Origin of the sequence: Exiguobacterium sp. s83, from assembly GCF_018617095.1 — a bacterium.
Lineage (GTDB): Bacteria > Bacillota > Bacilli > Exiguobacteriales > Exiguobacteriaceae > Exiguobacterium > Exiguobacterium profundum.
This window is the reverse complement of sequence record NZ_JACSJP010000002.1, coordinates 243,217-268,341: the sequence shown is the minus strand read 5'-3', so window position 1 is coordinate 268,341 and position 25,125 is coordinate 243,217. Positions and strand designations below refer to the sequence as shown.

27 protein-coding genes and 1 other annotated feature are annotated in these 25,125 nt (G+C 47.7%); of the genes, 12 read left to right on the top strand and 15 right to left on the bottom strand.

Features of this window, described 5'->3' with window-relative positions:
• The first annotated feature begins 114 nt into the window (after positions 1–114).
• On the top strand, positions 115–1,245 hold the full coding sequence (ald, locus tag KNO73_RS10775; protein WP_214812645.1) for an alanine dehydrogenase: 1,131 nt from the start codon (positions 115–117) through the stop codon (positions 1,243–1,245).
• 95 nt (positions 1,246–1,340) lie between these two features.
• Here the strand turns inward: ald and murB are convergent, their stop codons facing one another.
• Positions 1,341–2,261: a UDP-N-acetylmuramate dehydrogenase gene (gene murB, locus KNO73_RS10770; RefSeq protein ID WP_015880509.1), complete on the bottom strand. Its 921-nt coding sequence runs from the start codon at positions 2,259–2,261 to the stop codon at positions 1,341–1,343.
• Between the two features lie 155 nt (positions 2,262–2,416).
• Positions 2,417–3,067 (bottom strand): diacylglycerol/polyprenol kinase family protein, encoded by a 651-nt coding sequence (locus tag KNO73_RS10765; RefSeq protein WP_214685133.1) that lies wholly within the window; start codon positions 3,065–3,067, stop codon positions 2,417–2,419.
• A 151-nt stretch (positions 3,068–3,218) separates the two neighbouring features.
• On the opposite strand from KNO73_RS10765, the gene KNO73_RS10760 reads away from it, so the two are divergent.
• The gene (locus KNO73_RS10760; RefSeq protein ID WP_015880507.1) at positions 3,219–3,842 is read left to right on the top strand and encodes a DUF1836 domain-containing protein; all 624 of its coding nucleotides are present in this window, start codon (positions 3,219–3,221) and stop codon (positions 3,840–3,842) included.
• Between the two features lie 56 nt (positions 3,843–3,898).
• Here KNO73_RS10760 and KNO73_RS10755 read toward each other — a convergent pair whose 3' ends face one another.
• The gene (locus KNO73_RS10755; protein WP_015880506.1) at positions 3,899–4,381 is read right to left on the bottom strand and encodes an LURP-one-related family protein; all 483 of its coding nucleotides are present in this window, start codon (positions 4,379–4,381) and stop codon (positions 3,899–3,901) included.
• A gap of 217 nt (positions 4,382–4,598) precedes the next feature.
• A complete protein-coding gene (locus tag KNO73_RS10750) occupies positions 4,599–5,093 on the bottom strand; it encodes a restriction endonuclease (RefSeq protein ID WP_015880505.1) in 495 nt (164 codons plus the stop codon).
• 126 nt (positions 5,094–5,219) lie between these two features.
• Here KNO73_RS10750 and KNO73_RS10745 point away from each other — a divergent pair, with 126 nt between their 5' ends.
• Complete coding sequence (locus KNO73_RS10745; RefSeq protein ID WP_215112476.1) at positions 5,220–7,394, top strand: PAS domain-containing sensor histidine kinase; 2,175 nt, start codon at positions 5,220–5,222, stop codon at positions 7,392–7,394.
• Positions 7,391–8,461 carry an SDR family oxidoreductase gene (locus KNO73_RS10740; protein ID WP_215112475.1) on the top strand — a complete coding sequence of 357 codons (1,071 nt, stop codon included), beginning with the start codon at positions 7,391–7,393 and terminating at the stop codon, positions 8,459–8,461. The genes KNO73_RS10745 and KNO73_RS10740 overlap by 4 nt, the downstream gene beginning before the upstream one ends.
• 69 nt (positions 8,462–8,530) lie before the next feature.
• On the opposite strand, the gene KNO73_RS10735 is transcribed toward KNO73_RS10740, so the two are convergent.
• Both KNO73_RS10735 and KNO73_RS10730 read right to left on the bottom strand, forming a co-directional pair.
• A complete protein-coding gene (locus tag KNO73_RS10735; protein WP_215112474.1) occupies positions 8,531–8,836 on the bottom strand; it encodes a hypothetical protein in 306 nt (101 codons plus the stop codon).
• A gap of 131 nt (positions 8,837–8,967) precedes the next feature.
• Positions 8,968–10,347 (bottom strand): TrkH family potassium uptake protein, encoded by a 1,380-nt coding sequence (locus tag KNO73_RS10730; protein WP_078146130.1) that lies wholly within the window; start codon positions 10,345–10,347, stop codon positions 8,968–8,970.
• 221 nt (positions 10,348–10,568) lie between these two features.
• Here KNO73_RS10730 and KNO73_RS10725 point away from each other — a divergent pair, with 221 nt between their 5' ends.
• The 3 genes from KNO73_RS10725 to KNO73_RS10715 all read left to right on the top strand — a co-directional run bounded on the left by KNO73_RS10725 (position 10,569) and on the right by KNO73_RS10715 (position 12,365).
• Positions 10,569–10,739 (top strand): hypothetical protein, encoded by a 171-nt coding sequence (locus KNO73_RS10725; RefSeq protein WP_251024965.1) that lies wholly within the window; start codon positions 10,569–10,571, stop codon positions 10,737–10,739.
• Positions 10,740–10,825: 86 nt separating this feature from the next.
• On the top strand, positions 10,826–11,608 hold the full coding sequence (motA, locus tag KNO73_RS10720) for a flagellar motor stator protein MotA (RefSeq protein WP_015880500.1): 783 nt from the start codon (positions 10,826–10,828) through the stop codon (positions 11,606–11,608).
• Entirely contained in the window at positions 11,586–12,365 is a 780-nt protein-coding gene (locus KNO73_RS10715; protein ID WP_015880499.1) for a flagellar motor protein MotB, read from the top strand. The genes motA and KNO73_RS10715 overlap by 23 nt, the downstream gene beginning before the upstream one ends.
• 33 nt (positions 12,366–12,398) lie before the next feature.
• Here the strand turns inward: KNO73_RS10715 and KNO73_RS10710 are convergent, their stop codons facing one another.
• From KNO73_RS10710 to KNO73_RS10695, 4 genes are all read right to left on the bottom strand, one after another.
• The gene (locus KNO73_RS10710) at positions 12,399–13,823 is read right to left on the bottom strand and encodes a dihydrolipoyl dehydrogenase family protein (protein ID WP_215112473.1); all 1,425 of its coding nucleotides are present in this window, start codon (positions 13,821–13,823) and stop codon (positions 12,399–12,401) included.
• Positions 13,820–14,185: a DUF1499 domain-containing protein gene (locus KNO73_RS10705; protein ID WP_015880497.1), complete on the bottom strand. Its 366-nt coding sequence runs from the start codon at positions 14,183–14,185 to the stop codon at positions 13,820–13,822. Before KNO73_RS10705 ends, KNO73_RS10710 begins: the two co-directional genes overlap by 4 nt.
• Positions 14,186–14,249: 64 nt before the next feature.
• Positions 14,250–15,629, bottom strand: coding sequence for a sensor histidine kinase (locus KNO73_RS10700; RefSeq protein WP_015880496.1), 1,380 nt, complete (start codon positions 15,627–15,629; stop codon positions 14,250–14,252).
• A complete protein-coding gene (locus KNO73_RS10695) occupies positions 15,626–16,318 on the bottom strand; it encodes a response regulator transcription factor (protein ID WP_015880495.1) in 693 nt (230 codons plus the stop codon). Before KNO73_RS10695 ends, KNO73_RS10700 begins: the two co-directional genes overlap by 4 nt.
• Positions 16,319–16,447: 129 nt before the next feature.
• On the opposite strand from KNO73_RS10695, the gene KNO73_RS10690 reads away from it, so the two are divergent.
• Together KNO73_RS10690 and KNO73_RS10685 are read left to right on the top strand one after the other, a co-directional pair.
• Positions 16,448–17,266 (top strand): Cof-type HAD-IIB family hydrolase, encoded by an 819-nt coding sequence (locus KNO73_RS10690; protein WP_078146127.1) that lies wholly within the window; start codon positions 16,448–16,450, stop codon positions 17,264–17,266.
• 33 nt (positions 17,267–17,299) lie between these two features.
• Complete coding sequence (locus KNO73_RS10685) at positions 17,300–18,298, top strand: alpha/beta hydrolase (RefSeq protein ID WP_078146126.1); 999 nt, start codon at positions 17,300–17,302, stop codon at positions 18,296–18,298.
• A gap of 49 nt (positions 18,299–18,347) precedes the next feature.
• Here KNO73_RS10685 and KNO73_RS10680 read toward each other — a convergent pair whose 3' ends face one another.
• The 4 genes from KNO73_RS10680 to KNO73_RS10665 all read right to left on the bottom strand — a co-directional run bounded on the left by KNO73_RS10680 (position 18,348) and on the right by KNO73_RS10665 (position 22,235).
• Positions 18,348–19,907 carry an aromatic amino acid hydroxylase gene (locus KNO73_RS10680; protein WP_215112472.1) on the bottom strand — a complete coding sequence of 520 codons (1,560 nt, stop codon included), beginning with the start codon at positions 19,905–19,907 and terminating at the stop codon, positions 18,348–18,350.
• A 45-nt stretch (positions 19,908–19,952) separates the two neighbouring features.
• Positions 19,953–20,147 (bottom strand) — a binding site (T-box leader).
• Positions 20,148–20,290: 143 nt separating this feature from the next.
• Positions 20,291–20,968 carry a uracil-DNA glycosylase gene (locus tag KNO73_RS10675; RefSeq protein WP_031424398.1) on the bottom strand — a complete coding sequence of 226 codons (678 nt, stop codon included), beginning with the start codon at positions 20,966–20,968 and terminating at the stop codon, positions 20,291–20,293.
• Positions 20,969–21,048: 80 nt separating this feature from the next.
• Positions 21,049–21,684: an FMN-dependent NADH-azoreductase gene (locus KNO73_RS10670; RefSeq protein WP_078146124.1), complete on the bottom strand. Its 636-nt coding sequence runs from the start codon at positions 21,682–21,684 to the stop codon at positions 21,049–21,051.
• Positions 21,685–21,803: 119 nt separating this feature from the next.
• On the bottom strand, positions 21,804–22,235 hold the full coding sequence (locus KNO73_RS10665) for a MarR family winged helix-turn-helix transcriptional regulator (RefSeq protein WP_047795835.1): 432 nt from the start codon (positions 22,233–22,235) through the stop codon (positions 21,804–21,806).
• A gap of 159 nt (positions 22,236–22,394) precedes the next feature.
• Here KNO73_RS10665 and KNO73_RS10660 point away from each other — a divergent pair, with 159 nt between their 5' ends.
• The 3 genes from KNO73_RS10660 (at position 22,395) to KNO73_RS10650 (ending at position 24,392) form a co-directional block, all read left to right on the top strand.
• A complete protein-coding gene (locus tag KNO73_RS10660) occupies positions 22,395–22,769 on the top strand; it encodes a hypothetical protein (RefSeq protein ID WP_015880488.1) in 375 nt (124 codons plus the stop codon).
• A 135-nt stretch (positions 22,770–22,904) separates the two neighbouring features.
• Positions 22,905–23,789, top strand: a complete 885-nt coding sequence (locus tag KNO73_RS10655; RefSeq protein ID WP_214685125.1) for a diacylglycerol/lipid kinase family protein — start codon at positions 22,905–22,907, stop codon at positions 23,787–23,789.
• 57 nt (positions 23,790–23,846) lie between these two features.
• Positions 23,847–24,392, top strand: coding sequence for a GNAT family N-acetyltransferase (locus KNO73_RS10650; RefSeq protein WP_214685184.1), 546 nt, complete (start codon positions 23,847–23,849; stop codon positions 24,390–24,392).
• Between the two features lie 12 nt (positions 24,393–24,404).
• Here the strand turns inward: KNO73_RS10650 and cbpA are convergent, their stop codons facing one another.
• Positions 24,405–25,040 (bottom strand): cyclic di-AMP binding protein CbpA, encoded by a 636-nt coding sequence (gene cbpA / locus KNO73_RS10645; protein WP_214685123.1) that lies wholly within the window; start codon positions 25,038–25,040, stop codon positions 24,405–24,407.
• Positions 25,041–25,125: the final 85 nt, after the last annotated feature.

Sequence of the window (25,125 nt, the reverse complement as noted above, 5' to 3'; positions counted from 1 at the left end):
TTCACAAAGTGAGCGTCTTCGTTTTTAGAATCCATGATAAAGACAGCGTTTTCGAATGGGTCTATACTAGGGGTGTGAACAATTTGTGTCAACGGAATGAAAGGGGAATGTTCCATGAAAATCGGGGTATTGAAAGAGATTAAAAACAATGAAAATCGGGTGGCCTTAACACCGATGGGTGCATTTATGTTAACGGAGCTTGGTCATGATGTATTCGTCGAAACGAATGCCGGACTCGGTAGCGGCTTCACGAATATGGAATATATTGATGCTGGTGCGACGATTCTTGAAACGGCGAAAGAAGTTTGGGAAGGCGTTGAACTCGCTCTCAAAGTAAAAGAACCACAACCGTCTGAGTATCAATACTTCCGTCCTGACTTGACGCTCTTCACTTATCTACACCTTGCGGCGGAGCCGGAATTAACGAAAGCGCTCGTCGATTCAAGGATTACAGCGATCGCCTACGAGACGGTAGAAGTGGACCGCACGTTACCACTCCTCACACCGATGAGTGAAGTGGCGGGACGTATGGCTGCGCAAATCGGAGCCCAAATCCTCGAAAAACCACATGGTGGAAAGGGAATCTTAATGTCTGGTCTCCCAGGTGTGCCTCGTGCGAACGTCACGGTCATCGGAGGCGGTGTCGTCGGAACGAATGCAGCTCGAATCGCAATTGGTCTTGGGGCGAGCGTGACGTTGATGGACATTAGCCCGGCTCGTCTTCGTCAAATCGACGACTTGTTCGGAAACACAATCAATACGTTGATCTCAAATAAATACAACATTGCGAAACAAGTGGCTGAGAGTGACCTTGTGATTGGTGCCGTGCTCATCCCAGGAGCAAAAGCACCGAAACTCGTCACGGAAGAAATGGTACAGCGCATGTCGCCTGGTTCGGTCATCGTCGACGTCGCCATCGACCAAGGTGGAATTTGTGAGACGATCGACCATATCACGACGCATGATGCGCCAACGTATGAGCGCTATGGCGTGCAACACTACGCTGTCGCTAACATGCCAGGTGCCGTGCCACGCACATCGACGATGGGTCTGACAAACGCGACGATGCCATATATCATCGAGTGTGCACAAAAAGGCGTATTCTCAGCACTTCTTGAAAACGAGGCGCTTCTCAAAGGCCTAAACGTCATCAACGGAACGGTCACGTATGAAGCAGTCGCGCGGGATTTGGAATATCCGTTCGTTCCTGCCCATGAGGCGGTCTCGAAACAAACACAAGCTTAACCCTTAAGACGATGAGATGCCCGTTCTCATCGTCTTTTCTCTATACCAAAAAGAAGGAATCGAACGCCATCGTCCGATTCCTTCATTATTATGCGTTATGCGTTCTCAACGGCGATATCTTCCCCGATGATTTTCACTTCCGGCTCTAATTCCACTTCGAATTTCTCTTTAACGGTCGCCTGGACGTGACGGATGAGTGAAATGTACTCAGTCGCCGTCGCCTCATCAATATTGACGATGAAGCCCGCATGTTTGAGCGAGACTTCCGCTCCTCCGATGCGTTTCCCTTGCAGACCTGAGTCTTGAATCAACTTGCCGGCAAAATAGCCAGGCGGACGTTTGAACACACTTCCACATGAAGGATATTCAAGCGGCTGTTTCGATTCCCGTTTATACGTCAAGTCGTCCATGACTTCTTTGATCAATTCATAGTTTTTCGGTTCTAGTTCGAACGTCGCCTCGAGTACGATCAAGCCCTCTTTCGAGACACGGCTCGTTCGGTAGTCAAGATCGAGTTCATCTTTAGATAAATGAAGTACTTGACCATCCTGCGTCAACACCGTCGCAGATGTGATGACATCCTTCGTCTCTCCGCCGTATGCACCTGCGTTCATGTAGACGGCCCCACCGACCGTCCCAGGGATCCCACATGCGAACTCGAGGCCGGATAACCCCTCTGCTAATGCTTGACGTGAGACGTCGATAATCGCCGCTCCTGCCTGCGCAATCATTTGATTCCCTTCTCGACGAATCGAGTCGAGTTCATTCAAGTTCAAAACGATTCCACGGATGCCACCATCGCGGACGATCAAGTTTGAACCGAAGCCAAGAATCATAAACGGCATCGCTTCTTGATGGGCCAGTTGTAAGACGGCCTGTACTTCTTCGTACGTGTGTGGAGCCACGAAGTAATCTGCCTTACCGCCTAGTTTTGTATACGTGTGTGCCGACAACGGCTCGTCTTGAAGGACGCGCTCGGCCGGAATGATCATCTGGAGTTGCTGTAAAAAGCTCATGCGTTCACTCAATCCTTTATGTTCTATTTAATCAGTGTCTCGGTCCCATCTCACTCGTTCCGAGCACGTCACTGAATGGTTTCAGTACGAATCACAGTATACAAATGATTATTGGACGTGACAAGCAACGTTTTTCTTACAAATTCATGATTAGTTTATAGCAATAGCGATGTCGCAATGGCAACGATGATAGGAATTGTAAAGTTATCCCAATCTCGATATGAAATCGCTTCAGTTAGCGTAGCGATGATGGAAATGATAAACCCATATGTTACCACTTGCCAAAGGACGACATCATTCCACAAAAACAATAAAAATAAGACAGCATACGAGCTTAGAAACATGGCGATGCTTCCTTGGAAAGAACGCTTTTGGCCATATAAATCATAAACGACCGTCCCATATTTACGCCCGATGAGTGCTGCCATCCCGTCCCCCCAGGCGAGGACGAGTGACCCGGCTAAAAACGCGATCGGCTCAGACTCGAAGAAGAAGTATAAAATAATGAGCAATGCAATCGGATAGTATACGGTCCCGAATGATTTCCGCTCCGTTTGATGCACCGGTGACGGGCTTTTATACAAAAGGACCGCATTCGCAAATGTGAAGAAGATGAGCGGGACTGCCGCGACGTACCATGAATCCATTAACCAAACTGCTAGTAACGACCAATGTCCGACTGCGATATGTACACTTTTTCGAATCGTTTCATCCGTCCATCCAAGACGTTTCCCGACTTGCTCGAGACCCACGAGAAACACGAGGACGACTACAATGGAAAGAATCGAACGAATCCATTCATTCATTGCTTGACCACCTTCATATATAGAGTGTGTATGATACCGTCATTATACCTTAATCAGTGCCCATCCTAGCTTACTTTTCAAACATTTGGTAGAATGAGGTCAAATGACTGTATAGCCAACGTACGCTGTTGGCGATAGAAAGGGTGGCCGTATGCGCGACGCAACTTCAATTCAAACTTTGGCAGATTGCCTTCATTTTATGCAGGTCGGAGAAATCGAGCGAGCCATCGCCCTCTTCCCTGAAGACGTGCGTGAACATTTCCCAAAAGAGCTTCGAAAAATCCACTTGTTTCATATTGAAAAGAACGGCTTATCGATTAATCAAATCGTCGCCCTCGCTAACGCATTGACCGGCGAGCATCTCTCCGCGACGACGATTCAAAACTGGACGAAGCGTGAAGTCCGTAAAATCATCGGTGTCCCACGAATCGGTAAAAAGTATTCCTTGCATCAAGCGGCAATCATTTATCTCCTTGATGACTTGAAACACCTTTTTTCCCTCGAAGAGACGAGTTCCTTGTTGGCGCTCATCTTCAACAACCCTGACCGGGACGAAGACGACTTCATCAAACCGATTGATTTTTATCGACTTTACGCGGAGTATGCGAAGTCAACAAGCCCGATCGACCTTCTCGATACACGGGCGAAGCGTTCGCTCGAAAAGATGAACTATGAACATCCAAATATCATTCACGTCTTGAAGCTTTGTCTATACGCACATCGGGTGACGACACTCGAACTCGAGGCCAAGCACTATTTGAACCGTTTCATTTGATGAGACGGTTTTTTCGTATCAAAAAACACCGGTCTCTTGACCGGTGCTCGTCATCGTTATGAGACAGATGCTGCGAGCGGCATCCGTGATTTGACCGTTAACGTCTTTAAGACGGAAAGGAGTTCGAACATCGATAACTGATCGGCTTCTTTCGTTAAGCAGAACGTATCGTCTTCTTGTTTCCGTAGTTCCGCGACAAGTTTACCTGCTTTGTCGCGAACGCTAAACTTGTGACGTTCCACATCATATTGAATCGTGAAGAGTCCGCGTTCATAGACGTTGTACTCACACTTTTTCCCGAATAACGAGAACTTGTCTTTCAATTGACCAATCGCCTGTCCATCATGGTTCATCACGACCCATTTTTGGCAGTTTGGGATGTATTTCCCATGAGCGATCTGTCGTCCAGACAAATTGTGCACTTGGACACTGCCTTCCGCGTCGCGGTGAACAGATCCGATCGCATCATTTGTCTCGTCATAAATGGTCGCCTCACCTTGTGTAAAGACGCAACCTTTTACATAAATTAATTTGCGCACCGCTTTTTCCTCCTAGCACGTTCCAACCGTGATTGTTTGTATGTGTACGGTCGGGTATTACTGAAAACCCCAATCGTTTCTCTGTGTAGTTTTTATCTCGTTTCAACTACTACATATTTCATATGACGAAGATGATTATTGCATCGTTTAAAGAAAAAGACAACCCTTTTTTTTCGACATCATTTGGATTCTGTCGAACTTGTGAACAAGCCTATTCTCATCGCTTATATCCCGCTTCTTTTAAAAGTTCTTCAAGCTCCATTCTTGCAATCAGACGAACTTGATTTGGCGCCGCCAATTCGTATGCGCTGTCCGTGAAATTCGAGTTCGTCACGACCCAGCCTTCGTGTGCTTGATAATAGGGAACAGCCGCTGCAATTTGTTGAACCGCTTCGAGTCCGACCGTCTTTTCATAACGCTTTGCTTGAACGGCAATCGACCATCCATCCGGTGTCTCCAATAACAAGTCAGCACCAAAGTCACGTGATGCTGGAGTCACCGTGACCGTGTAACCAAGCGCGGTGAACACTTCCTCTAAAAATAATTCAAACTCCCGACCATCCATCCGATCAATGCGGTCGATGGTCGACAGCCTTACTTTCCATATAAACCATGCAATTCCAAGCAAGAGAAGCAGTACGCTGCTCCAAAGCGGTGCCTCGAACCACCATAAACATATGGCACCGATGATCCCAATGAGTAATCCAATCATGCTCATCTTTCCTTTCCAATTCCTCTCCCTCACTTTACCGTTTTGAGGGCAGGAAATGAAAGGGGGATCTGTCGAATGATATAGAAGATGTGCTCGTCTGACACCACGAAGGAGGGATGACTGTTCATGGAGAATCATGCCAATCTCCAAAGTGAGTTACTTCATGCATTACCTTACGGAGTTGCGTTAATACAGAAAGATGGAACAATCGTTCAGGCAAACCTTCCGTTTCTCGAGCAGTTTCCTGAGAATCTACAGAGACGTTCGAACCTTTTCCATATGGTCAATCAGTCACCGATTACGATGGAATTGTCTCGTCGGATGGAACAAGGACTACCTTGGATGTATGAACTGCCAACGATGCGAGTACACGCCATTCCGTGGGAAAATCAATATATCCTCTCCATTGAGCCATTGCCCCATGATACACGCGTGACGATTCAACACAACGCTTTTGAGGCGATGATGCACACCGAACTCGACATGGCGATGATCATGACGGATGCGAATCTGTTGATTACTCGTTTCAATCAGGGGGCCACGGAACTGTTTGGCTATGCGCCCCATGAAGTGCTCTACGAAATGACACCGTTCGCTTTATTTGAATCGAGAGAATTAAGTGAAAAGCGCTCTGCTTATCAAGACGAGACGGAACGGTTGCTATCGTTCGAACAAATGTTACGCCTCGCACTCGACAAAGGAGACCGGGAATGGAAATTTCAATGTAAAGATCGGACACATTTCATCGGCAAATTGTTCATGCATCCCGTTTATGAGCAAGAGCAACTCATCGGCTTCTTTTTCTTCGTATTTGATGTGAGTTCCGAGATTGAGTTGAAACGTGAGCTCCGTTATAAGGAACAGCGTTATCGCATGTTTGCCGAATCGGTCATCGAAGCCGTTCTGTTCCATGAAGATGGGATGATTCTCGATGCGAACAAGGCAGCGGAATCCATCTTTAAAATCCCTGCAGAGCAAATGATGGGACGCCAGACTATCGAGTTTATCGCGGAAGGGTACCGGGCCGATGTGTTGCGACGCATTCGCAATCACATTCAAACGCCATACGAAGTGATTGGTCGTCGGCAAGATGGAACGTTCTTAGAACTAGAAGTGTATCCGAAAGAAGTGACGTATCAAGGGCAAACGTTACGAGTCGCGGTCATGCGTGATATCAGCGACCGTAAAAAAGTAGAGCGTATGCTCGAACGTGAAAAAAATGCCATCGCCCGTCAGCGCGATATCATCCAGTCAATCTTACAAGCATCGAATGAAGCGTTCGTTTTGACCGAATCGAACGGGAGTGTCTTGTTCATGAACGTCCACGCAAGACGACTCATGGACTTACCTGGGATTGCTCCAAACAAAATTCAGGAGCGTATCCCGCTCCTCTCCACGTTCCGTCCTCGTGACAGGAGCGAGATGCTACGAAAGATGGATCAACTTCTCGATGGGACAGCGCGTGAAGTATCGATGCGTTTCTCCATCCCACAGCCAAACGACCGAGATGAAGAATACTATGAGATGTATGGAACGACGATGGATACAAAACGACAAATCGGTATGGATAGTGGATTCTTGTTTGTGTTCCGTAACCGAACCGAGGAAGAGCGGATGGACCAGATTAAAAATGAACTGGTGAGCACGGTCTCACATGAACTAAGAACTCCTCTTTCTTCATTATCGGGATATATTGAATTGATGCTCGCTCGAGATTTGACGCCTGAAAAACGAGAGCGCTTCTTGAAGACGATGTCGCGGGAAGCGAAACGATTGACCGTCCTACTCAACGACTTTTTGGACATCCAACGCATGGAAGATGGTCACCAAGAATATAAACAAGATTATTTCGCTTTGAATGAACTTGTCTTAGAAGTGATTGAACGCTTCCGCGAAACGAGTGATCATACCATTCATTTCGATCATGCGGATGATGACTTGTATCTCGTTGCCGACCGAGATCGCATCGAGCAAGTTCTCGTCAATTTGATTTCAAATGCAATCAAATATTCTCCGAATGGACAGGAAATCGAAGTGCGGGTCCGAAAAGACAACGATCAAGCTCATGTCTCCATTCGTGATTTTGGAATCGGGATTCCCGAGCACGCCTTTGAAAAGTTGTTTACTAAGTTTTATCGGGTCGATAATTCGGATACACGTAAAATTGGTGGAACCGGTCTCGGGTTGTCGATTTGTAAAGAAATTATCGAATCACATGGTGGGAGCATCGAAGTGGAATCGACAGTCGGGAAAGGGTCGACTTTTACATTCACATTAGACTTAGCGGAGGAAACGTCATGAACAATTATGCCTTTACCGGATTCCCTGGTTTTTTAGCAGGAAAATTAATTGAACACCTCGCTTCGTTACCGCATCAAATCGGAGTCATCTATGCCTTGCATCTTCCGAATCAACAATGTGATGCAGAAGAGCTACGAGATACGCTACTGTCAACGACGTCGCTTGCGCCACATCAGCTCGTCCTTGTCGAAGCAGACATCACGTTACCCGAAGTGATTCTCGACCCGATCATGCGGTCTGTCATTGAACGCGATGTCCATTACATTTTCCACCTCGCCGCCGCATATGACTTGAGTATTTCGTATGACGTCGGCTATCGCGTCAACATCCTCGGGACCAAGCATGTGACCGCGTTCGCCAAACGCTCGAAACAATTGAAGCGTTACGTGTACTTTAGTACCGCCTATATCGCCGGACGTCGTCGTGGAACGGTCTATGAAAATGAATTATGGCACCGAGTCCAGTTCAAAAATCATTATGAAGCGACTAAATATGAAGCAGAGGCACTCGTTTCGCGAGAAATGGGAGGCATGCCCATCACCATCATTCGTCCTGGCATCGTAATCGGACATAGTCGCACGGGCGAAACGAAAAAGTTCGACGGTGTCTATTTCGTCTTACAATTGATGACACAACTCCAACAGATGCGCCCACTCCCTTACATCGGGCGGGCGAACGTTGAGGTAAACCTCGTTCCGTACGATTATGTAGTAGAAGCGACCGCTTTCTTAGCGCATTCTCCAAACGGTCTAAAGCGGACATTCCATTTGACGGATCCGTTCCCACACGGCGCACGCGAGGTGTATCGTATGTTGCATGAGACGATGTTTCAGCGCTCTCCTCGCGGGACCGTTCCTCATGCCGTTGCCGACGCGGCATTCACTGCTTGGAATGGTGCCAAACGGCTCGAGGTTCCTCACGAACTATTGGAATACTTTAAACATCCTGTTCACTTTGACACGACACAAACGATACGGGCGCTCGACGGAACGGGCATCGTTTGTCCGGACCTCCAGGATTACCTCCCAGAGATTGTCCATTATTTCATGGCACACAAAAAGCCCTGATTCGTCAGGGCTTCAACTATGATTGGAACCAAAAGAACACGTGTACGTTCGATCACAGCGTACACGTGTTTACATCTCATCCACATCGTTACGAGACACCGCTTGATCGTGAAGCAGACGCTCGAGGACGAGGATATAGACCAATGCCACAAGGAGCCCTACGATACTAGGAAGAACCGCAATGATGTCATCCTCCAAATACGCAGTCGGAATCAAGTAAACCAATAGCGACTTCACACCAGACATCAACATCAACGAGGAGAGTAACACAAGCGTTACCGCTCGTTTCGACACGTCCCCGAAGAAGGGGCGTCCTGTCTTCTCCCCTTTTGTCATACCAAGCCAAGATAACAAGTCAAAAGCCTCCTCGATCATTCCTTTTCCAACCCATTATATACCAATCGTTTCATACGATGAAGGCCATCAAAAATTCATGTCGCCTCCTGACCACGTTCACTTAAAAAGGCTGCAGTCCCTCTATGAGGAATGCAGCCCAAAACACACGTTCAACCAATCAAAATCTTCTCTTTCGGATAGCGAATTTTCCGGTCGGCTTGACGTGCGACGGTAAAGAGAATGGTCAACGACCCGACACGTCCGAGAAGCATCATGAACATGATCAATCCCTTCCCGGCATCATTCAATTCCGCTGTGATGCCGAGCGACAACCCTACTGTCCCAAACGCCGAGACCGTTTCGAATAAAATGGCAGTCGCCGGAATGTGGCCATTCGATAAAATGACGAGTGTCGTGATTATCATAATGAACAAGAAACTTGAGATGGCTACGACGTACGCCTTTTTGATTTGAAACGCATCAATCGTCCGCTCCATGATGACCGTTTCTTTCTTCCCTGCGATGAAGGCCCACATATCCGCAAAGATGACGGCAAGCGTCGTCACTTTGATCCCCGACCCTGTCGAAGCCGCCCCTGCCCCGATATACATCAGAATCAATATCAAACCGATTGAGGCTGGTGCCATGGTCGCGATATCAATGGAATTGAAGCCGGCCGTCCGTGTCGTCACGGCTTGGAAGAACGTTACGTGTAACGCCTCACCGAGGGATCGACCGTACAATACCCCTTCGTTCGATACCCACTCAAACATCATGAGGACGAACCAAGCGACACCATTGATGACCAAGAGTGACAAAATCATGATTTTCGAATGGAGGGCGAGACGTTTCCAGCCTCTCTTTTCCGTGGTATCGGCAATCGTCGTGAAGCCAAGACCTCCAATCATAATCATGATGGCGATGGTCACAATGATGGCTGTGTTCTGCTCAAATGACATGAGACTGTCTGGGAATAATGCGAATCCCGCATTATTGAAGGCAGACACTGCATGGAAGAAACCGTAATAAAGTGCCTTTCCAAAAGAATAGTTCTCTGTACTGAACAACTCGAACGTCAAAAACAACATCCCGATGAACTGCACGATGACCGTCGTGAAGACGATGTTCCGTACGAGACGAACCGTTCCTCCCGGCCCCGCTAAATTCAGTGATTCCTGTAACAAGATTCGCTGCTTTAATCCGATTTTCTTCCCTAATACACTGAGCAACATCAAGGCGATCGTCATAAACCCGAGACCCCCGATTTGAATGAGGGCGACAATGACCAATTCACCAAACAGGGTGAAGGAGGAGCCGATGTCGACTGTCGACAGTCCAGTGACCGTTCCGGCAGACGTCGCGATAAATAAACAATCAATCCAAGAAACCGATTCTTCTTGCGCAAATGGCATATATAAAAGAGTGCCCCCGATAAAAATCGCCAGTAAAAATCCTCCCGCGATAAAACGGGCAGGTTTTTCAAATACGACTCGGTAAAGTACCTCGATTCGCTTCAAGCGCACCTCACGCGCTGACAGTCTATGCCGCATCACGACATCTCCTTCACTTCTATTATTCTAAGCCTCATGTTACTCTTCACCTTTCTAAATGCCAACAAGAAAATGTATCTCTAACGCTTTCTTCGATTTTTTGGTATTATGGGAGATAGACTTTAAGAATGTTGAGGAGGTTGAATGAAACCGTGGACCCTAGTACGGTAGATCATTCGATAGAGGATGTCTCACGAAGGTTAGAGCGTCAATCACAATGTATGCCCGCTCACCTTTATTTTCAGCTAGAAGAGTTACTCAATTGGTCACTCGAGCAAGAAGTCGTGAATCAATTGTACGCATTGTTAAAAAAATACGACGTATTAACCGATATAGAGCGTGAAGAACGAAATATCAGCATTCAAATGTTGATTGATGAAAACGGCGCTTAATCATCGGGAACGCATGTTGCGGGAGACGAGTGGCGTCTCTCGCTTTTTTTGTCCTGATTTATTTCGGAAAGGTGGAAAACAAAGACATGGATGTCGTTACGTTAGTCGGACTCATACTCGGGTTCCTCACCCTCGTCGGTGGAATGCTATTAAAAGGAGCAGGTGTTGCGCCGCTGATCAACCCTGCCGCAATGGTTATCATTTTCGTCGGTACAGCCGCGGCCGTCAGTATCGCTGTATCGAAGGAACAACTTCAGAACGTTCCAAAACTATTTAAAATCTTGTTCAAAAAACAAGAACTACCAAGCAAGTCTGGATTGCTCACGCAATTCGTCGACTTGTCGACACAAGCCCGAAAAGAGGGACTCCTCTCCCTTGAAACGGCACTCGAACAAGTCGAAGAACCATTTTTACGCCAAGGCATGATGATGGTCATCGACGGTCAACCTTCCGAATATATCGCGGAAGTCATGTCACGCGACATCGAGAATATGGAACAGCGCCATAAAGCAAACGCCGATATTTTCACACAGGCCGGGACATATGCCCCAACACTCGGGGTACTCGGAGCCGTTATCGGATTGATTGCTGCCTTGAAAGACTTATCCGATATCGAAAAGCTCGGACATGCCATTTCAGCGGCCTTCGTCGCGACACTATTCGGGATTTTCACCGGATATGTGCTTTGGTTCCCGTTTGCCAATAAATTGAAGCAGTATTCGAAGAGTGAAGTCATCATCAAGGAAATGATGATTGAAGGGATTTTATCGATTCAAAGTGGTGAATCTCCAAAAACGCTAGAAGATAAACTGTCTGTGTATTTGTCTCCAAAGGAGCGAGCTGACTATGAAGCGCAAAAAGAAGCATGATCATGAAGAACACATTCCCGAAGGCTGGCTGATTCCTTACGCCGATTTGTTGACCCTGTTGCTCGCGCTTTTCATCGTACTATTCGCATCGAGTAACATCGACCAGACAAAGCTTGAGAAAATGTCACAGTCTTTCAACCAGGTGTTCTCCGGAGGCGTCAGCGTCTTTCAAGCTTCGACTGCCTCAAACAGTGACATCGAACGTACAGACAAGACCAATACGACCGCCAACCCACGAACGTATGAATTGGCTCAACTTGATGAATTAAAAGAAGATGTAAACAAATACATTAAAAAGAACGGTCTCGAAAGCCAAATCAAAGCGACGATCAATTCAAGCGGTCTCGTCTTGACGATTCAAGACCGTGCCCTGTTCAACTTAGGAGAGGCGACACTCGATGCCGATGCTCGTGCCGTCGCACAAAACATCAGTCAGATTTTAGAGAAGGCGGGCAAGCGAGAGATTGTCGTCTCCGGTCATACGGATAACATTCCAATTAATACGGCACGTTTCCCGTCAAACTGGGAACTCAGTTCGGCACGTGCGACCGCGTTCATGCGTGGTCTTTTGGCAAATGATGCCTTGAACCCGGCCCAATTCACACTCGCGAGTTACGGTGAGTTTAAACCGATCGCGACGAACGATACAGAAGAAGGTCGCTCTAAAAACCGACGCGTTGAAGTGTTGATTAAACCACTCGTCGACCTTTCTGAAGGCGAACCGAAGATGATTGAAACCATCACCTTACCAAACTAATAATCACCCACTCGTTTGAGTGGGTGATTTGTGTTATTGCATTAATTTAAAGTAGCGTCTCGCAAGTTCGGTGAGCGGACTTTCGAACAAACGTTTCCGCCAGTAAAGGTCTGTCACTTTCTTCACGGCCTCACTTCGCGACGGATACGGGTAAATCATACGGGACAGCTTCCCGATTTTGTCGCCACGTTGCATCGCATAGACGACAATTTGCATCCAATCCCCCGCAGATTCACCGACTGCATGAGCTCCGATGATTTTTCCATTTTTCTTCGTAATCACTTTGACAAAGCCTGCTTCTTGACGTTCAGCAATGAAGCGGTCCACTTCGGACAGTTTCGCTTCATACGTCTCAATGTCGTCGCCATAACGCTCGCGCGCTTCTTTCTCTGTCATCCCGACATGGAACACCTCAGGGTCTGTGAATGTGATCCACGGGAGCTTGCTGTAGTCGACCTTGTTCCATAATCCAAAGAGCGCGTTCGCGACAACCGCTTTCCCTTCTTCTCCAGCGGCATGTGTGAATGGGAGCGTCTTGATCGTATCGCCAATGGCAAAGATATGAGATTGTGACGTCCGATATGACGACGAGACATCGATATACCCTTTCGTCACCTGAACGTTCGCCCGGTCGAGACGGAGCGCATCGATTCGGGGAACGCGACCTGTCGCCATCAGCAGTTTGTCCGCTTCATATTCGACCGTTTCGCCGTTCACCTCTGTCGTGACACGAATGCGGCCATCGACTTCATCGACTCGATTGACCTTTACGCCGATTTTTAGGCGCATCGCCATCTCGAGTTGAGATTTCAAATAGGTGGCGACGTCCTCGTCTTCTTTAGGTAGGAAATCATCCTGTGCCTCGAGCACGGTCACTTGTGAGCCGAGTCGGACAAAGGACTGGGCCAATTCAAGTCCGACCGTTCCGGCGCCGATGACAATCAGGCTCTCCGGGAGCGTCTCTTCTTCAAAGACCGTCTCGTTCGTTAAGTATGGGACTTGATCGAGTCCATCAATCGGAGGAACTGTCGGTTTCGACCCCGTCGAGATGACAAATTTTTTCCCGATCAATAACTCGTTCCCTACTTTTAATTCGTGCGGACTTCGGAACGAGGCTTCTCCGATATAGACGTCGACGCCAATCTTTTCAAAACGTTCTGTTCCGTCATGGTCTTGAATAATGGCACGTGCTTTGTCGACACGCGCTTTTGACATTTGATAATGCTCTTGTCCATTGAACTCGGTTCCGAGAACTCGGGCCGCGCGCATCATCGCATTCGCTTCTTTTGAAGCAGCAATCAACGCTTTCGATGGCACACATCCGACATGCAGACAGTCACCACCTAAATGTTTGTTCTTTTCAACAAGCGCGACCTTCGCGCCTAAATTCGCAGCCCCTGCGGCCACCGTCATCCCGGCAGCACCACCACCGATGACAATCAACTGATAGTCCTTCATCGAATCAACCTCCGGTATCGTTCGCTCACATCTTCCATTCGTTTTCGATTCACTCCAAAGTCTGAATAGCCGACACGCGACGCAGATCGAAACTCGACTTGTTGAGTAGCGTCATCAAATAAAAAATCGACATCATCTTTAAATCGCATCACTTTCGAAGTCACTACATAATGAAGTCCTTCATCTGTTTCCTTCACCAATTCAGCCCGCGGCAACTGATTCATCGCCATCTTCATGGCTTCGATCGATTGCCCGCGGCTGCCCGCATACGGCAGTGGGTCCATCCGCAATTCTTCAATTGAAGTTTGGGTTGACACAGCATTCGGACTTCCTTTTAACGGCTTCAAAGATTGATTGGCCATTATAAAAACCTCCCTCAGTCTACATACATCTATATGTAGCCTGAATTCGGGAGGTTTAATCCTATTAATGTAGTTCACTCGGGTCGAGCGGCAATAAGACGGTCACTGTCGTCCCGTGTCCGACCTCGCTCTCGATGACGAGTTTGCCTTCATGCGCTTCGATCAATTCTTTTGAAATCGCAAGCCCAAGCCCGCTACTACCTTCTGTGACATGAGCCTGATAGAACATCTCGGTGATGCGCTGCAAATGCTCTCGTGAAATACCGGGACCTTCATCGATAATGGAGATAAAGGCGACACGTTCCGATTGTACGAAGCGGATGGTCAACGTTCCTCCGTCTGGTGAGAAACGAATCGCGTTCTCGAGAATGTTTAAGAACACTTGTTTCAATCGATTCTCATCAAATAATCCAACCGATTTTTGAGGATAGCGTTCGATGAGTGTGATGCCTTTGTCTTCAAGTGACTGTTTCAATTGCAGTGTCACTTGACGTAACAAAGAGACCAGGTCCAGTTCTTGGCGATACAAGACCAACCGACTCTCTTCAATTTTTGTATAGTCAAGAAGCTGTTCGACGAGACCGATCATGCGCTCTGTCTCCGAATGGATGATGCTTAAACCGAGCTCTGTCTCTTCAGACAGTTTCTCATCACCACCCCGAATCGTCTCGGTCCATCCCTTAATCGATGTGAGTGGTGTCCTGAGTTCGTGCGACACGCTCGAGAGGAATTCGTTACGTGTCGACTGATGCTGCTGGACTTTCGCGCCTAAATACGTGAGCGTTCGAGCCAAGGCTCCAAGCTCATGTTTCTCATTTGACTCAACGGATACATCGAAGTCGCCCTGAGCCATCTCATCCGCCGCCTCGATGATGTGACGAATCGGTCTGACGAAGCGATCGGCAATCCGGATGACGGTGTATAGGGCGAGCAACCAGATCAAGACGCCAATCATGACGACCGTCATCCAAATTTCGCGAATGAGCGTGTCTAAATCTTCAAGCGGTCGCGTGAAACTGATGGCAAACTCGGACGTATCGTTCGTCATAATGGGACTCGTGACTGACAAGTAATGTTCATCCCCGACGTCATAGTCCTGCACGACGGACTCTCCTTGCGACAATTGCTGTAACTGTTCTTGAGAGAATGAGGCCTGCCTTGTTCGTTGTCCCGTCGTTTTGACAATCGAACCGCTCCGGTCGACAATCGTCAAATCAGTTCCAGGATATCCGAATGTCCGGACGAGGACAGAAAAGGCACTCGGCGTCTCAAACCCTACTTGGGCTTGAGGGTATAGATATGCACTCGTGGTCGCATGACTCAGTAACGCTTCTGACTCATACTCGTAATAGTAGCGATACGTCCCGTAAGACAAAACGCTGACGAGTAAGAGCAAGACGATCGTCACGACAATCATCATGCGAATGACTAACTGTTGTTTCATGCCTCATGTCTCCGCCATTTATATCCGTGACCCCACAACGTCTCGATGTAGACCGGATGACTCGGGTCATCTTCAATTTTTTGACGCAAGCGACGAATGTTGACGTCGACTGTCTTTCGGTCACCGAAATAGTTAACGCCCCATACCGCATCGAGTAGCGCATCACGTGACAAGACAATTTCTTCGTTTTGGACGAGATGACAGATCAAGTCATACTCCGTCGGCGTCAAATCGATCGACTGTCCATACTTCGTCACTTGTTTTGCGGCGAGGTCGATTGCGAACGGTCCCGACTTCAAGCGTTTCGAATCTTTTCGTTTCACTTTTTCGACACGGCGCAACAACGCTTGGATGCGCGCCACTAATTCACCTGGACTGAACGGTTTGGCGATGTAGTCGTCTGCACCTTTACCGAGCCCTTCAATTTTATCTTCTTCGAGCGTCCGTGCCGTCAACATGATGATCCCTACATTTTCGTCAAGATCACGAATGGCAGCACATGCTTCGAATCCGTCCATTTCCGGCATCATGACATCCAATAGGACGACATCGAACGGTTCACGGTCAAATGCGGTGACCGCTTCTCGACCGTTCGTCGCCTCAAAGACGTCGAATCCGGCTCGTTTTAAATTGACAATAATGAAGCTGCGAATCGCATGTTCATCCTCAGCTACTAAAATTCGATTCATATCGATTTCCACCTCTTCTAGAGTTCACTTCTCTACATTATAGTTACGTTTTTGCGACAAGGTTGTCAATTGACCTTAAAAAGGTTTAGGATGGAGTCATTAGATTCTGAAGGAGGACCCCCTACTACTATGAGTTACAAGATGATTGTATTGGATATGGATGATACGCTCCTCACGAGCGACCATACGATTTCCCCTAAGACAAAAGAAGCACTTCTCGATGCACAGGCGCGCGGCTATAAAGTCGTTCTCGCGAGCGGACGACCAACGTTTGCGATGTGGGATGCAGCCCGTGAATTAGAACTTGCGAAATACGGAAGCTACATCTTATCGTTCAACGGTGCCTCAGTCATCGATTGTGCGACGAACGAGGAGATTTTTTCGAGCACGCTCCAGCCGGATACAGTCGCCCATCTCCATGATATCAGTGAACGGGAAGGAATCGCGATTCATACGTACGTCGGTAACGAAATCGTAACCGATCGCCCGAACCCTTATACGGATATCGAAGGTGAATTGACGGGAATGCCGGTCATTCATGTCGACAACTTTAAAGATGCCGTGACAGCCCCGGTCGTCAAATGTTTGATGCTTGCAGATGGCGACACACTCGCTCCGATCGAAACAAAGCTACAAACAGAATTGGCTGGAAAATTGGCTGTGGCCCGTTCAAAACCGTTCTTCCTTGAGTTTACGGAAGCAGGTGTCACAAAAGGAACGAGTCTCGCCTTCCTTGCAGATCAACTCGGCATCGCACAAAAAGAAGTCATCGCTTGCGGTGACGGAAACAATGATTTGACGATGATTGAATGGGCCGGCCTCGGTGTCGCGATGGGAAATGCTAACACGACGGTCAAAGGGAAAGCGGACTTCATCACAAAATCAAACAACGAAGACGGAATCGCTCATGTCATCGAAACGTACATGGCGGACGTACTCCTCACGTAATAAGCTTCTGATTGTAGAATGGGAGGAAGGAAGATGAATAAAGGGTTGAAACGAGCTGGAGTCGGATTGATTGGAACTGCGGTCGCAGGAGCGGCTTATGTGTTCCTTTCACCTAAACCAGCCACACGTTTAATCAAAACTTCGTTCGCAGGGGGGAACGAAGTGGAGATGAAGGGATTCGAGGAAGTCGTTCAAAAGACGTCTGTCCGAAAAGACATCGACTACTTGTCTTCTTATGACAACGGAACGTTTGATTTGATTCGCTATGAAGGCGACCGAAAACCTGTCCCAACAATCTTTTGGGTGCATGGTGGGTCGTTCGTCGGTGGGGATAAATCGGATGTGTTAAAATATGCCACTTCGATTGCGAGTAATGGCTATAACGTCGTCAGTATCAATTACGCACTCGCACCTGACGTGATGTATCCGACCCCGCTCAAACAAATCGAAGAGGCGTACTCGTTCATTGCTGAGAACAATGACCGCTTCCGTCTCGATTTGGACCGCGTCTTCTTTGCAGGTGATTCGAATGGTGGACAGCTCGTTGCACAGTTTGTCGGCGTCCAGTTGAATGACGACTATTCACCTTCTGCTGAAGTGGGACAAGTCGTACCAAAATCCTCTATCCTCGGTACCGTCCTCTTGTCTGCACCGCTCGACTTGAAGCGCACATGGCTCGAATCATCGAAATCGGTGAACCGCTTCTTGTTCAAACGAATCGGATGGGCATACTTCGGCACGTACAATTGGGAGACTCTCCCGGTCGTTGCTGAAGCATCGCCACTCGTCAATGTACCGGCCACATTCGCCCCAACGTTTATCGCGGACGGGAATGACCATTCCTTTGAGGAACAGGCCAAAGAATTTGCGACGATTCTTTCAGGACGGACGGATGTCACGACTGTCTTTTATGATCGGAATGAGCACGAGCTCGGACATAATTATTACTTCGAAATGGACCGCCCAGCGGCCAATTCCACGTATCGTCGTTTGATTACGTTCTTACGTGAAACGACAAATCAATCTGTATAACGCACAAGAGGCGACGTTCTCCTACTATGGAAAACGTCGCCTCTTTTCGTTAGCGCAATAGGTCGAACGCGCGACCAATCAATTCATTTCGGGATGGGGAAGTCTGACGCAACGCTTCAAGACGTTCAATCAATGTCTGTTTCAGTCCTTCATCCTTCACCAGTTCCAGACACTCGATGTGTAATAACCAGGCGTCAGGGCGGTGCGTTAAGATCTCTGGGATGAGACCGTCGATTGATTCTCCCCGCTCACGCATGAGATGAATGCGATTGAACATCGGATCATCGTTTGTCCATACACGCTCATCCCGTTCAATGATCACCGGTTTTTCAATCATCATCAACTCGTCTACCGTGGTTCCCGGGAAAACTGATGGAAGTGAGTCGACACGTACCTCAAGTGAGTCGAGAGGAATCGTTCGTCCTTCTAACTGAACGGTCACATCCTTGAGTAAATCAGATGCACATGCGTGACGAACAGTCGTCCCGTCCTCAAAGAGGTCATCGCGACCCAGCGCTGATTCCGTGTCATGGACAACGAGGAGTCCATGACGCTCTCGTTTCGTTAACTGACCATTTTTTACAATGGTACATTCATCCCATTGAATGAGCGTATGTTCTTTCGACTCCGTCATGTGACGAACGATGCCGACACGTTCTGATCCATCTTCAAGTCGAATCGTCGATTGACTTCCCGATGCCAACGCTTTCGCCACAGATTCAATCCCACCTTTTCGAATCGCCATTCTTCCCTCTAGTTCATCTAAGACAGAAGAGAGCGTCTCAAAGTTTGGAATAACGAATAGCTCTTTTTGCATGTTTGTCACGTCTTGCTTCGTCTGTAGCGCGTGCTCCAAGTCGAATGGATGTTTGACGACCGCATCTGTCAGACAGTGACGGCTCTCTCCTACCGATGATAAGAGGCCTGCCCCGTAAATCATCGGGTTGTCGAGGTCACCAATCAATCCGAATTCAACGGTCCACCAAAAGATACGCGCGACCTGTTGTGCTTCAGAAAAGCCAGTCACTTGCGCTTTCGCCTCATGTACGGCTTTCTCCGCCGCCTCGATGTCCTGTTCAGTCGAATTCGCATTCTCCTTCACAATCGTCAAGCGTTTCAATGCGGCGAACGAGGCATGTTCTTCTCGGTTCATGAACGCCTTGGCCCCTAATTGACCGAAGCGTTTGACGATTGCCGAAAACGTCGGGTCCATCAACATTGGCGCATGTCCCGCCGCCTCGTGAATGATGTCAGGGGCTGGACTGTATAAAATATTCTCGACTTTCCGAATGTCTGTCGCGACCGGGAGCATCCCGTTTCCTTGGAAGTCAAAAAAGGCAACGCCGGGGATGAGTCCATCCACTGCGACCGTCGACCATCCTGCCGCCTGCATCTCATCCGTCATCTGTTCGACGTTCGGCAATCGATCCGGCCCCATTCCCGTCCGTTTCAATCCTTCGATGTAAAACGGATGCGCCTTCCCTTCTAACGTGTGCAAGTTCAACCGCAACACGAAACGCCAAACGGCGTGATCCGTTGGTGTGTATTCATTGTAGAACTGCGGTGAAATATGTGGGGCTAGGTGTTTTGGAATCGATTGTGTCAACATGTGAAGTCCTCCTTTGAAATCAAAAAAATCCCTATCGATTGAATCGATAGGGACGACAAAGCCGCGGTACCACCCTGGTTGCTAGAAAAATATCTAGCCGCTTGATCCGATAACGGGGGACCGCTCAATGATGAGAGCTCAGGAACTGTAATTCGATTCATCTTTTGGGCGTGTTCGCAGCACCACACGCTCTCTGGGCCAGGGAAGATGTCTCTACTTCGGTTCTTTCTTCGCTTTTCTTACATATCCAATTCTTTATCTTTTCTGCAGTTATGCTGTTATGCATATATGCTTTTAAGCACTAAAGTAGCGTCTTGTTAGTTACTGTACCAAAGGTTTTTCGACGCGTCAACAAAAAACAGCCTACGAATTTTCGTAGACTGTCATAAACACCATTCAATTGGGGGTTTTCCCCACTCCTTCAATGCATCGTTCACTTGAGAGAATGGCTTAGAGCCGAAGAATCCACGATGGGACGACAAAGGACTTGGATGAACGGACGTAAGCACTTTATGTTGGTCTCCAATCCATTTCATTTTCTTCTTCGCATCATTTCCCCACAAGATGAATACAATCGGTTCCTCACGACTCCCAAGCCGCTCAATGATAGAGTCAGTGAACTGTTCCCACCCTTTTCCACGGTGAGAGCCCGCCTTCCCCGCTTCAACCGTCAGTGCCGTATTTAAGAGCAGGACGCCTTGTTTCGCCCATTTCTCGAGGTTGCCACTCTTCGGGAGATCACACCCAACGTCATCTTTTAGTTCTTGAAAAATGTTTCGTAAAGACGGCGGGAAACGTACTCCGTCCTGCACCGAAAAACTGAGTCCATGCGCTTGGTTCGGTCCGTGATACGGATCTTGTCCTAAAATGACGCACTTCACCTCACTGAATTTCGTGTAAATAAATGCGTTCCAAATATCTTCTCGGGTCGGGTAAACGATCGTTTCTTCATACGCTTGGTCAACGAATTGCTTTAGTTGTTGAAAGTAAGGTTGTTTCATCTCTTCTTGGATAATATCCGTCCAATCTCCAAGTAATCGACTCGATAACTGATCTGCCATTGCATACTCCCCTTTCCCTTTGTATCATACCCAAAATGATTGCATACAAAAAGACGAGTCAGTCGACTCGTCTCTCTAGGTTATACCGTTACTGCGCCTGCAACTTCTTTCGCAAGTGCTTCAGCTTTCGCTTTCGCGTCCGCAACGATTTCTTCGATTTTGTCTGGGTATTGGTTCATTCCTTCAACCGCTACCGTCGTTACTTCAGATACACCGACGAACGCGAGCGCTTGGCGAAGGTATGCGTCTGCGAAGTTAAGGTCCGTCCCAGTGTAGATTCCGCCTGTCCCTTGGATGTGGATCGCTTGTTTGTTTTCAAGCAAGCCGACAGGACCTTGCTCCGTGTAACGGAACGTTTTACCTGCCATGAGCACGCTATCGAGGAACATTTTCATACGTGCTGGGAAGAAGAAGTTCCACATTGGAGTCGCGAACACGTAAAGGTCCGCTTCCATGAATTTCTCAAGCATGCCGCTCATTGTGCCTACCTTTTTCGCTTCTACATCAGTGAGCGCTTCGCCTGAAGCGAATTTGCCCCATGCACTGAGCACATCTCCGTCGATTTCTTGAACATCAACATCGTAGAGTTCGATTGCTTCCACTTCGATTGATGGATTTTCTGCTTGGAGTGTCGAAACGAATGTTTCTGCCACTTGTTTGCTGTATGAAAGTTCAGTTGGTTTCGGGTTAGCCGATACATATAATACTTTAGTCATCGTGTAATCCTCCATTTGTGTAATCTCTAATTTTTCAATAACAGTTAGAACTATATCATCTGTATATCTCATCGTCAATTATTTTAATTTCAAGATATTAAATAAAAAAGCAACGGGCTTTATTTGCCCGCTGCGTTATAACCGACTCGTTTCAATAACGAAATCAATTGTTCCGTCTCTTCATCACTTAACGGTCCATATATATCTTTGAAGATTTCAATATGTTGCGGATAGACGACGTCCATGAGCGCCTTTCCATCGTCTGTCAATGAAGCATATGTGACACGTCGGTCAGACGGGCAGGCGATTCGTTCAATCAGCCCTCGCTTCTCCAACTTATCGATCACATATGTCACGCTACCGCTCGTAATCAAAATCTGATCCCCAATTTGTTGCAACGGGGTGTCTCCTCGTTTATACAGTACGGATAAAACACCGAACTCTGTTGAATTTAACTGGTGGCGTCGTAAATCTTCTTTCACACGATCACTGATGGCATCCATCGTACGCGCAAGAACGACCCACGCCTTCAATTCAAGGGATTCAATCATGTCGGTTTCACCTCAATTCGTTCATCATATATCACTAGTATAGCAGGACTTATGCAGTATAAGCCGGGAAAAATACTTCGTCAAGGAACTTCTTCATTGTCGCCCATGTCGGAAACGTTTAGAATGGTAGTATTGTGATTTTAAGAAAGGGTGGACCGTATGCGTGAGTATTACGAAATTTCATTGACGATTAAACGGGAGTTTTTGCATGCTGTCATCGATTTGTTGAATCGGGAAGGCATCGCACCGGATTATGCGCTCGAAAAAGAAGGCGCGGTCTTTTTATTATTCAATCATTTACCTTGGCCAAACGTGACCCGTGAACCGCATGCCGTGGAACGTTTCTTATTGACGTTGAAACGATCGGACTATTTATTCGTCAAAACGAAGCGTAAATCACCGGTCCCCGATCATGAACCGGTCGCCTGTATGGGGGCTCTCGTCTCCCCGTTCAATGAACATTTGCGCATCGAACTTGCCGTGGACGAGTCGGAAGCAAGTCATTTAGATATGTCCGCATTCCGTCATTATTAAACAATCGAATGCCCAACGCATCCCCTTGAAGATTAGAGCGAGATAGCTAATCGACATGGGGGTTTTTTTAGGAGTATCTGCTTTCTTTGACGGGAATAAAGGACAGTATTCGAGTTGAAAAGGAGACATGTTGGAATGGACACAGTCATGTTAATCGTCAATCCATCCTCAGGGAAAGAGTTGGGGGAACAACACGCAACACATGCCGAAGAGGTGTTGCGCGAACGATATGGACACGTCGATGTCCGCTTCACTGAAAAGGAACAGGATGCGACGAACTTCGCACGTGAAGCGGCACAAAAGCACTATCAGGCCGTCATTGCGATGGGTGGGGACGGAACTTTGAACGAAGCCGTGACCGGTTTAGCTGAGGCTACTCATCGACCTGACTTCGGCATCATTCCACTCGGGACGGTCAACGACCTCGCCCGTGCACTCGGTGTCCCAAGTGACCCTAAGCAAGCGATCGAGGCACTCCGTGACGCTGAACCGACACCGATGGATATCGGCAAATATGAGAACGGTTATTTCATGAACGTCATCGCCATCGGGCTCATTGCCGAAGCCGTCGACGAAGTAAGTGTGGAAGAGAAGACGAAATGGGGACCGTTCGCTTACTTGATTGAGGGTGTAAAAGCGTTCCGTGAGCATAGTCCATATGAGTTGGCACTTGACAGTACAGACGGTCAGTTTAATGGCGAAGCCTATCTCGTCGTCATCGCCTTGACGAACTCAGTCGGAGGATTTGAAAACTTCGAACCAGACGCGCGGCTGAATGATGGGCTTCTTCATGTCTATATCTTTGAAGAACTCGGGTTAAAGGACGCACTTCAATTAACACCCGCCCTCTTCACAGGAAAGTTGAAGGAAACAGATAGCGTCACCTCGTTTTGTACGAAACGGGTTAAGGTGACCTCACCCGAGGCGCTTCCTGTAAATGCTGACGGGGACACAGGGGGCACGCTACCGCTCACCTTTGAAGTATTGCCGAGCCACTTAAACGTATTAAAGCCGGTATAAGAGCAGGAATTTTGACGATTGAATCGAATGTGTTCAAGCGAGAAAGGAGAATGACCTATCAATATCTCGCTTGTTCCATTAAAAACTGCATCCGTCGACATCGTCGATACATTCAATCGTTGGAATAACGATCCTGAGATCGTACACCTTATTCGACCGAGCCGCTCCGAAGAAGAATTGACCGCCCATTATGAGATGACGGTTGGCGATTTAGAAGAACGACTCTTAACGCACGATATCTTCCTCATCTATGCAGATGACCATCTCGTCGGAGAAATGAACGTCATGTATGACCCGCCTCATTTATATCGACAAGAACCCGGTACAGCTTGGCTCGGTTTCGTCATCGGCGAATCTGTAGGTCGCGGAAAAGGCGTTGGCACAGAAGCTCTTCGTTTGTTAGAAGAGCAATTGCGAGCCAAACAAACACCTCGTATGGAACTTGGCGTATTCGCTTTCAACCATGCGGCCCATCATCTCTATACGAAATGTGGATATCAAGAAATCGGCCGGATCGAGCACTTCACCTACTGGGACGGTCAATTTTGGTCCGATATTCGGATGGAAAAACGACTCGACGAAAAACCCTTTCACGCCAAGTGAAAGGGTTTTGACTTAGTTCTTTAAGTTCTCGACTTCGACGATCCGGAAGCCTTTTTGTTCAAGTTTCGAGACAACCTTGTTTTTCATGTCTTCTTCACAGTCCGGTGGTAGTGTCACGAGTACCCGACGCAAGACTTTACTTTTCGCATCGAGCGTCATCAAGCTCGCGATTGATGTATATTTGTTCACGATTTTCGTGATCTTCTCAAGTGCCCCAGCCTGTTCGCTCAAGGCGATTGTCAAGACGTAACTACCCGTGTCGCGACTCCATGCTTCTTCGAGCATCCCGAGCATCTTGCCGTGGGGAAGGATGCCATAGAATTCATTGCTTTCATCTTTCAATACAGCAATGTACGGCAACTCTTTGATTGAGAAAAATACTTCAAAGAATCCATCTGACTCATGGACGTACTTTTGTGTATTCTTGATGAGTGTCATCACATTATCGTCCATGTTTTCCCCGTTCATTCCATGACGATAAATATGCATCTTGTAAATGTTACCGCGGAAAAAATTCCCCGTCTCGTCTAAAACAGGTACACAACGGTATCCTGTTTCTTCAAGCGTATGAAGCGCTTCCCGCAATGTTGCCTTTTCACTGATGGTGACAACATCTTTCTTCGGGATACATAAGCTATGCACTAACATGCGTTTTCCTCCCAGCCAATAATAAAGTGGTCTACACCCTATTCATTATTATTCCCCAATTATGATGAATATCCTGCATACTTTT

Excerpts from the sequence above, each read along its gene's own strand:
- KNO73_RS10705 (WP_015880497.1), bottom strand. The coding sequence starts at position 14,185 with ATGGCCAATCAATCTTTGAAGCCGTTAAAAGGAAGTCCGAATGCTGTG.
- KNO73_RS10655 (WP_214685125.1), top strand. The coding sequence starts at position 22,905 with ATGGACACAGTCATGTTAATCGTCAATCCATCCTCAGGGAAAGAGTTG.
- motA (WP_015880500.1), top strand. The coding sequence starts at position 10,826 with ATGGATGTCGTTACGTTAGTCGGACTCATACTCGGGTTCCTCACCCTC.
- KNO73_RS10740 (WP_215112475.1), top strand. The coding sequence starts at position 7,391 with ATGAACAATTATGCCTTTACCGGATTCCCTGGTTTTTTAGCAGGAAAA.
- KNO73_RS10660 (WP_015880488.1), top strand. The coding sequence starts at position 22,395 with ATGCGTGAGTATTACGAAATTTCATTGACGATTAAACGGGAGTTTTTG.
- KNO73_RS10760 (WP_015880507.1), top strand. The coding sequence starts at position 3,219 with ATGCGCGACGCAACTTCAATTCAAACTTTGGCAGATTGCCTTCATTTT.
- KNO73_RS10730 (WP_078146130.1), bottom strand. The coding sequence starts at position 10,347 with ATGCGGCATAGACTGTCAGCGCGTGAGGTGCGCTTGAAGCGAATCGAG.
- KNO73_RS10685 (WP_078146126.1), top strand. The coding sequence starts at position 17,300 with ATGAATAAAGGGTTGAAACGAGCTGGAGTCGGATTGATTGGAACTGCG.
- KNO73_RS10695 (WP_015880495.1), bottom strand. The coding sequence starts at position 16,318 with ATGAATCGAATTTTAGTAGCTGAGGATGAACATGCGATTCGCAGCTTC.
- cbpA (WP_214685123.1), bottom strand. The coding sequence starts at position 25,040 with ATGTTAGTGCATAGCTTATGTATCCCGAAGAAAGATGTTGTCACCATC.
- KNO73_RS10690 (WP_078146127.1), top strand. The coding sequence starts at position 16,448 with ATGAGTTACAAGATGATTGTATTGGATATGGATGATACGCTCCTCACG.
- KNO73_RS10725 (WP_251024965.1), top strand. The coding sequence starts at position 10,569 with ATGCCCGCTCACCTTTATTTTCAGCTAGAAGAGTTACTCAATTGGTCA.
- murB (WP_015880509.1), bottom strand. The coding sequence starts at position 2,261 with ATGAGCTTTTTACAGCAACTCCAGATGATCATTCCGGCCGAGCGCGTC.
- KNO73_RS10715 (WP_015880499.1), top strand. The coding sequence starts at position 11,586 with ATGAAGCGCAAAAAGAAGCATGATCATGAAGAACACATTCCCGAAGGC.
- KNO73_RS10675 (WP_031424398.1), bottom strand. The coding sequence starts at position 20,968 with ATGGCAGATCAGTTATCGAGTCGATTACTTGGAGATTGGACGGATATT.
- KNO73_RS10680 (WP_215112472.1), bottom strand. The coding sequence starts at position 19,907 with ATGTTGACACAATCGATTCCAAAACACCTAGCCCCACATATTTCACCG.
- KNO73_RS10670 (WP_078146124.1), bottom strand. The coding sequence starts at position 21,684 with ATGACTAAAGTATTATATGTATCGGCTAACCCGAAACCAACTGAACTT.
- ald (WP_214812645.1), top strand. The coding sequence starts at position 115 with ATGAAAATCGGGGTATTGAAAGAGATTAAAAACAATGAAAATCGGGTG.
- KNO73_RS10710 (WP_215112473.1), bottom strand. The coding sequence starts at position 13,823 with ATGAAGGACTATCAGTTGATTGTCATCGGTGGTGGTGCTGCCGGGATG.
- KNO73_RS10665 (WP_047795835.1), bottom strand. The coding sequence starts at position 22,235 with ATGATTGAATCCCTTGAATTGAAGGCGTGGGTCGTTCTTGCGCGTACG.
- KNO73_RS10765 (WP_214685133.1), bottom strand. The coding sequence starts at position 3,067 with ATGAATGAATGGATTCGTTCGATTCTTTCCATTGTAGTCGTCCTCGTG.
- KNO73_RS10700 (WP_015880496.1), bottom strand. The coding sequence starts at position 15,629 with ATGAAACAACAGTTAGTCATTCGCATGATGATTGTCGTGACGATCGTC.
- KNO73_RS10750 (WP_015880505.1), bottom strand. The coding sequence starts at position 5,093 with ATGATTGGATTACTCATTGGGATCATCGGTGCCATATGTTTATGGTGG.
- KNO73_RS10745 (WP_215112476.1), top strand. The coding sequence starts at position 5,220 with ATGGAGAATCATGCCAATCTCCAAAGTGAGTTACTTCATGCATTACCT.
- KNO73_RS10735 (WP_215112474.1), bottom strand. The coding sequence starts at position 8,836 with ATGATCGAGGAGGCTTTTGACTTGTTATCTTGGCTTGGTATGACAAAA.